The sequence below is a fragment of the Levilactobacillus parabrevis ATCC 53295 genome, assembly GCF_001434055.1.
GTDB classification, from domain to species: Bacteria; Bacillota; Bacilli; order Lactobacillales; family Lactobacillaceae; genus Levilactobacillus; species Levilactobacillus parabrevis.
Genome location: NZ_AZCZ01000065.1, coordinates 1 through 6,633, shown reverse-complemented (window position 1 = coordinate 6,633; position 6,633 = coordinate 1). Strand labels below are relative to the sequence as shown.

The 6,633-nt window shown below is 46.2% G+C and carries 7 protein-coding genes; 5 read left to right on the top strand and 2 right to left on the bottom strand.

Features of this window, described 5'->3' with window-relative positions:
- The first annotated feature begins 100 nt into the window (after nt 1–100).
- The 3 genes from FD07_RS11440 (at nt 101) to FD07_RS11430 (ending at nt 3,038) form a co-directional block, all read left to right on the top strand.
- Entirely contained in the window at nt 101–1,468 is a 1,368-nt protein-coding gene (locus FD07_RS11440; protein ID WP_027825953.1) for an MFS transporter, read from the top strand.
- 84 nt (nt 1,469–1,552) lie between these two features.
- Nucleotides 1,553–2,050, top strand: coding sequence for a cysteine hydrolase family protein (locus tag FD07_RS11435; RefSeq protein ID WP_020089321.1), 498 nt, complete (start codon nt 1,553–1,555; stop codon nt 2,048–2,050).
- A gap of 142 nt (nt 2,051–2,192) precedes the next feature.
- Complete coding sequence (locus FD07_RS11430; RefSeq protein WP_027825954.1) at nt 2,193–3,038, top strand: alpha/beta hydrolase; 846 nt, start codon at nt 2,193–2,195, stop codon at nt 3,036–3,038.
- A 20-nt stretch (nt 3,039–3,058) separates the two neighbouring features.
- Here the strand turns inward: FD07_RS11430 and FD07_RS12410 are convergent, their stop codons facing one another.
- Both FD07_RS12410 and FD07_RS11425 read right to left on the bottom strand, forming a co-directional pair.
- Nucleotides 3,059–3,205 (bottom strand): HAD family hydrolase, encoded by a 147-nt coding sequence (locus FD07_RS12410; protein ID WP_020089323.1) that lies wholly within the window; start codon nt 3,203–3,205, stop codon nt 3,059–3,061.
- A gap of 248 nt (nt 3,206–3,453) precedes the next feature.
- Nucleotides 3,454–3,993 (bottom strand): TetR/AcrR family transcriptional regulator C-terminal domain-containing protein, encoded by a 540-nt coding sequence (locus FD07_RS11425; RefSeq protein WP_020089324.1) that lies wholly within the window; start codon nt 3,991–3,993, stop codon nt 3,454–3,456.
- Between the two features lie 91 nt (nt 3,994–4,084).
- Here FD07_RS11425 and FD07_RS11420 point away from each other — a divergent pair, with 91 nt between their 5' ends.
- Nucleotides 4,085–5,794 (top strand): MFS transporter, encoded by a 1,710-nt coding sequence (locus FD07_RS11420; RefSeq protein ID WP_027825955.1) that lies wholly within the window; start codon nt 4,085–4,087, stop codon nt 5,792–5,794.
- Nucleotides 5,795–5,823: 29 nt separating this feature from the next.
- On the top strand, nt 5,824–6,633 hold an 810-nt coding region (locus FD07_RS11415; RefSeq protein ID WP_057161951.1), incomplete at its 3' end, for an MFS transporter.

The following is a 6,633-nucleotide window of genomic DNA, read 5'->3' as shown; positions in this document are numbered from 1 at the left end:
CCCTTTTTAGATTTAGCATCTTGTCAGCAGCTTCCGGCAATGGTATGTTTACATAGTTCAAAGATATTTGAACTATATGCCAATTACGGGAGATGGGGAAATGACAGGGGAAACAGTAAGTTCGAGATGGATACTTGCACTGACATCGTTAGGCTTTTTCATGGCCATGATGGATGCGATGATTGTAACGACTGCGTCGACGGCGATTCGTACGGATTTCCAGATTTCGGTGAGCACGTTGCAGTGGGCACTGAATGCCTATAACATTACGATTGCGGCAGTTATACTGGTCGGTGTCTCGCTAGGAGAACGCTGGGGGCGCCGCAAAATTTATAACTGGGGAATTCTGATTTTTACAGTTGGCTCAGTCCTCTGTGCTTTGGCCAGTGGCATTGGGTGGCTGATTCTTGCTCGAATTGTTGAGGGCCTGGGTGCCTCGGTCATGACGCCGATGTCGATGGCTATTCTCACCAATGCCTTGCCGCCGGCGCAACGGGGACGGGCGTTAGGCATCTGGAGTGGCATTGGGGGCTTGGCCCTGATTGTCGGTCCCTCGCTCGGCGGGCTCATCGTCGCAAAATTAGCCTGGCAATGGATTTTCTGGATCAATGTGCCGATTGGCGTTGTAGCTATCTGGCTATCAAGACGTCACTTACCAGAGAGCCACGGGCAAAGCAATCCGATTAACCTAGTTGATAATGTCTTAATTATTGTTGCAATGGCCGGTGTTATTTGGGCGTTGTCGGCAACAACGAGTAGCTCGGACCTTGCCCAATTAGAGGTTGTCTTCATCATCGCGTTAATCAGCTTGGGGTGTGGTGCCTGGTTCATTTTCCGTCAGACCCACGAAGCTTTACCGATGATGCTGTTAAGCCTGTTTCAAGAAAGAACCTTTACTGGGGGAAATCTCGCCACGGCTTGTCTGTATGGCTCAATGTACGGCGTGGTCTTCTTCCTACCGCAATATCTACAGGCCAGTCAACAAAGCACAGCGCTAGTTGCTGGGCTGGAGCTGTTACCATGGACGGGGACGTTGGTCGTCGTTGCACCGTTTGCCGGACGGGCCGTTGATCGGTTCGGTGAGCGCTGGATTGCCACGTTAGGACTGCTCTGCCAAGGCGTTGGCTACCTGCTAATTGCGGTGCTTGTACATAAAAATTATGGGTGGTTCGTCTTACCGCTAATGTTGGCGGGCGTGGGATTGTCAATGGCGGGACCAGCCCTGCAAAAATCTGTGATTGGTGCGGTGCCACGGGTAATGATTGGTAAAGCCTCCGGAATTTACAATGTCTTCCGATTGTTGGGCGGTGCTCTGGGGACAACGCTTGCCGTAATGATCTTTTACCAGTTCCGCGGCGCGAATTTTGCCAGTGGATTTCAAGCAACGATGGTGGGAACGGCAGCAATCTCGTTACTGGGAATCGTTTGGTCAAGCCGATTGCGTGTAGAACAAAGAGAAAATATGTAAAACTAGTCTGATGTGGTTTGAACGCCTCCGCAAATAGCGTATGATAGAAATTAAGCTGAAAGATTCCTGAAGGAGGCCATCAACATGGCAGATGTCTTACTAGTCATTGATCTTCAAAACGGTGTTTGTTACGGTGAACAAACCGCTGTGAATATGCCCCAAGTCATTGCGGGCGTCAACGCGAGAATTGCGGCGTACCGCAAGGCTAAAAAGCCGATTGTCTTTGTCCAGCATACGGACGAAGACTTGGTTAAAGGAACCCACGATTGGGAGTTAATTCCCGAACTGGATTATCGCGACACGGATCCCTTAGTTTCTAAGAATCATGCGAATGCTTTTTACCACACCAATTTACGGCGCGTTTTGACGAGCTTTGCCGCCGAGTCTTTGGAAATCTGTGGCGCGCAGGTCGAATACTGTGTTGACACGACAACTAAGGTGGCACATGGTATTGGCTACGACTTACAAATGACGCGGGGGTTAACAACCACCGTAGATAATAAGTTTATGACGGCCGAACAGACCATTGCCTTTTACGAGGGCATTTGGAATCATCGGTTTGTAACAATGTTAGAGGCTTAACGACGCGAACTCACTGCAAATGGCGGTGAGTTTTTTTATTCCATTTAATTGTAAAATTGAGTTGCCTTAGCGGTACACGAGGGGCTTATACTTGAGCTATGAAGTCAATCTGAATTTTGACCTTGGGGGGAGTGTTATTTTGATGAAAAAAAGATTACTAACGTTCATGGGTATCGGACTACTTGTGCTGGGGCTATCAGCTTGTGGCACGGGCAATAAGCACACGACCACCGCGTCCGACCTACCCAATTCCGGTAAGTACGAACCAACGCTATTTTTCCATGGCTGGGGAAGTAGCTATCGTGCAGAAAAACAGATGGCCCAGTCGTTGGTAAATGCCGGTCTGACGAAGACTATCGTGCGGGCAACCGTTTCGAAACATGGAAAAGTTGCCTTGTCCGGTCAGTTTCGGAAGGGGGATTATCACCCAATCGTCGAGGTAGGATTTGAAGACAATCGAAATTCTAATCCGCGTCAGTGGGGCCGCTGGGCTGAAGCAACTGTGATTAAGCTCCAACAGACGTATCAGATGAAGAAACTCAACATGGTCGGTCATTCAATGGGAAATATGGCAATCATGTATTATCTCCTGGATAACTCGCATAAGCTACCCAAGCTTCAGAAGCAGGTTGACATTGCTGGGCACTTCAATGGCATTCTCGGAATGGGTGATGAACCAAATCAAATGACGCTGCAACCAAATGGTAAACCGAAAAAGATGCAGGCTGACTATAAGGCCTTGCTGCCACTGCGTCAGACGTACCCCAAGCATCAGATTGCCGTACTGAACATTTACGGTGACAAGAACGACGGGTCTCATTCGGATGGTTCCGTCAGCAATGCTTCTTCAAAGTCGTTGCGGTATTTGATTGCTGGTCGAGCTAAATCTTATCAGGAGCGGAAGATTGTTGGGCCGAATGCCCAGCACAGCAAGCTTCATGACAATGCGCATGTTGATAAGTTGTTGATTGATTTTCTGAAGAATTAGTCGTGGTTCCAGACTGAACTTTAATTAATCTTGTGACTTAAAAAGAGTCTGTGGAGTAGCCCCTGATGACCGTGTTTTTCTAAGTCTTTTAGACCTGCAATAATCTCAACCGAGATGCTTGTGCCGTTAAAGCTTAGCGTACCGTCAACATCAAAGACATAATTCATATTAGATTCCGACTCCTCCTCATTACGTAATTAATTAAAATACACGTGTTTACTTTATAAGTTACTTTATTCTTGGTAAGCGGTGAAAATAGGTTGGAGATAGTATATCATGGTCTGCAATAAAGCACACGAAATGTGGGAGCGTACATCGTCCGTCATATCAAAGCTGGCGCGGCTACATACGGATTTTATAAATTAAAAAATGAAGGCGACCCATACGGAAAAGTCGTCTTCATTTGTCTTACCTGCTAGTTTGAAGGACTTAATGCGAAGTGAGCAATCATCTGCCCCAGATATTGGGGAGATTCGACACAGCCATTGCTAACCCAGTTGGCAGCGATATTGATCACGCCGCCTGAGAAAAATAAGAGATAGTATGGATTCGTTATGTTGGGGCCGTGTCCGCCGATACGGTCTTGCTTGATGAGTAGTTGAAAAACAGTTTGGAAGGTTTTGACTAAAACGTCTAGCTTATTATTTTTGATCAGGAGCTGATAAGTCTCAGTTTCCGTTTTAGTATGCTCAAAATAATGAGTCATCAGCTCAGGGAGCGTGACCTGGTCTGTCCTGGGCAAGCGCCGCAAGTACCTCAGCATATTATGGGTTTGGTAGGCGGCAATAATTTGATCAAAGTTTTGATAGTGACGGTAAAAATAAGTTCGTGAAGCGTGTGCACGTTGGCAAAGCTCAGTAATTGAAATCGTCGCCAGTGGTTTTTCCATCATTAACTCTAGTAAGGCGCGATAGATATTTTCTAAATTTTGCTGTTTACGCTCATGTGGATTCATCGGTTACAACATCCCCCTTTCTGTAACCCAAATCTAGTTTATCGTGATCGATGCGCATAAACTAACGATAACACTTGACGAGGGGGAGTTTATGATGAAAAAGACCACAGCGTTAGTTGGCACAATGGCCATTGGTATTTTTCTCTGTATTCTGGATACAACGGTGATGAATATCGCATTACCGGCAATTCAAAATGGCCTATCGACCAGCCTAGAACAATTATCTTGGGCACTTAACCTGTACACCATTCTGTTTGCTACGTTAACGATTCCGCTGGGGCGATTGGCGGATATTTATGGGCGCCACCGTTTCTATCTATTAGGGCTCGGCTTATTCTTACTGGGATCACTTTTTTCTGGACTAGCCGGCAGTGTGGCTTGGCTGATTGTTGGGCGGGGAATTCAAAGCCTGGGGGCGGCAATTGTTTTCCCAGCAAGTATGACCATCGGGATTCAGAGTGTACCGATGGACAAGCGGACCAGTGCAATCGCCACATTGGGGGTTACGCAAGGCCTGGCAGCCGCAATGGGGCCGACTATTGGCGGCGTCGTGACGCAGTTCTTTAGCTGGCGGGGAATTTTCCTGGTTAATGTGCCATTTACCTTATTGGCATTGGGGCTTTGCTGGCGACTCTTTGACTTACACGAGCGTAAGCAACGAAAAGAACAGCTAGATATGGGCGGTACGATTTTGTCCATGACCATGTTGTTTAGTTTGACTTTATTCTTAGTCAAAGGGAACGACTGGGGCTGGACGAGTTACCAATGTCTGGGATTAATCTTACTGAGTGTACTGTCACTAATTGGGTTTATTGTCGTTGAAAGTCATGCGCAACAGCCGATGGTGCCATTAGCGCTATTTAAAGATAAGCAGTTCGTGGGATCGGCCATTGTCACAATCATGTCGGGAATCTTCCTAGTAGCATTGCTGGTCTTGATGCCGAGTTTCTTTACCAAAGTTCAAGGTAAAGGAGAATTGTTAGCCGCTCTGATGATCACTCCCGCCTCAATGATGATTTTTATCTGGTCACCGATTAGTGGTTGGCTTTTAGGCAAAGTTGGTCCGCGGTTGGTCATTTTAATGGGAAGCTTGTCGATGATTGGGGGTTACGTGGCGTTGAGTTGGATGAATCCCAATATTTACTGGCAGGTCTGTGTAGCCGCGCTCTTAGTCGGGACTGGTTACGGTGTCGTGATTGGTCCCATCACCGTGTTAGCAGCTGGTGATTTTACGGGTAATCTATTAACTGCTTCTCAAAGTGTGATTGGCGTCTTCCGGCAGATCGGGACGTCTTTAGCAGTGGCAATCTTTGTATCCGCGTTATCTGCTAACCTCGTGACGGCGAAAACCAACGTTTGGTTGTATTCGCAGAACAGGGTTGAGGCGTTACCCGTTTCTGCCAAAGTAAAAAGTGACACGCTGACGCAGGTCAAGTCCCAATTAGCGACGGAACAAACGCCTAAACATGGGCAAACGATATTTATCAGCTCAGCTAAAACTCAGAGACTGATTCGGTCAAACTACCAGCGGACATTGCAGCAACACCAACTGACGGCAGCACCGGTCACGGTCAAGCGAGCGATTTACCAACGGGTCAGTCAATCCGTCACACAACAAGTCACCCGTGACAATCAACTTTTAACAACTGAAGTGGCGGCCATTAGACATGAAACCAAGCACCAGCTGACCCATGCCTTTATCCGACCATATCAGATGGCTATGCCATTTACGGGGGTGATGTTACTGACGGTCTTCCTGTTTAGAAAGCGGTCTGATTATCTACGTAAAGAAGAAAAATAAGCAATTAATCTTGAATTGAGGGGATTCTGATGAAAAGCTTACGTGGACGGTTAGGGTTAAGCGCCCTTTGTCTGATTATGTTTATTGTCACGTTGGATACAACGATAACAAATATTGCACTGCCAGACATCACAAAATATTTTAACGCCAGCGTAACAAATACAAACTGGATAAGCACTATATATGTTTTGGCCATGTCTGTATTTATTATCCCAGCCGCAAAATTTGGGGATCAATTTGGTCGCAAAAAGATAATGCGGTTAGGCTTAGGCCTATTCGGTATTGGTTCGCTATTATGCGGCTTATCTGAGAACCTAATTTTCCTAATTGCCGTTAGATTCATGCAAGGCCTTGGCGGCGCTATTGTTACACCCATTATGATACCGCTGTCTGTTAGTTTGTTTGGTCGGGAAAAAGCCACTGATGCAGTTGGTACAATTGGTGCTGTGACAGCTGTAGCGGCTGCTGCAGGGCCGCCAATTGGTGGTCTTGTCTTGCAGTATTTTACATGGAAATATATCTTCTTTATCAACTTACCAATCGTAATTTTAACATTTATTCTAATTACTACCTGTTTTGATGAGTCCTATGATGCTACTGTTTCTAAAAGAGTTGATGTATTGGGTTTAGTGTTATTCCTAGCTGGAATCGTTCAATTAACCTATGTTTTAATTAAGGGCTATGACATGGGGTGGACCTCCAAATGGAGCATAGGTTTAACTATTGGATCGGCGATTTGCATAGGTTTGTTTATTCTATGGGAGAGACATATTAAAGAGCCATTCGTGGAGTTTGGATTGTTCAGAGAAGTCACGGGAGTGTCAAATTTTTTGTGTAAA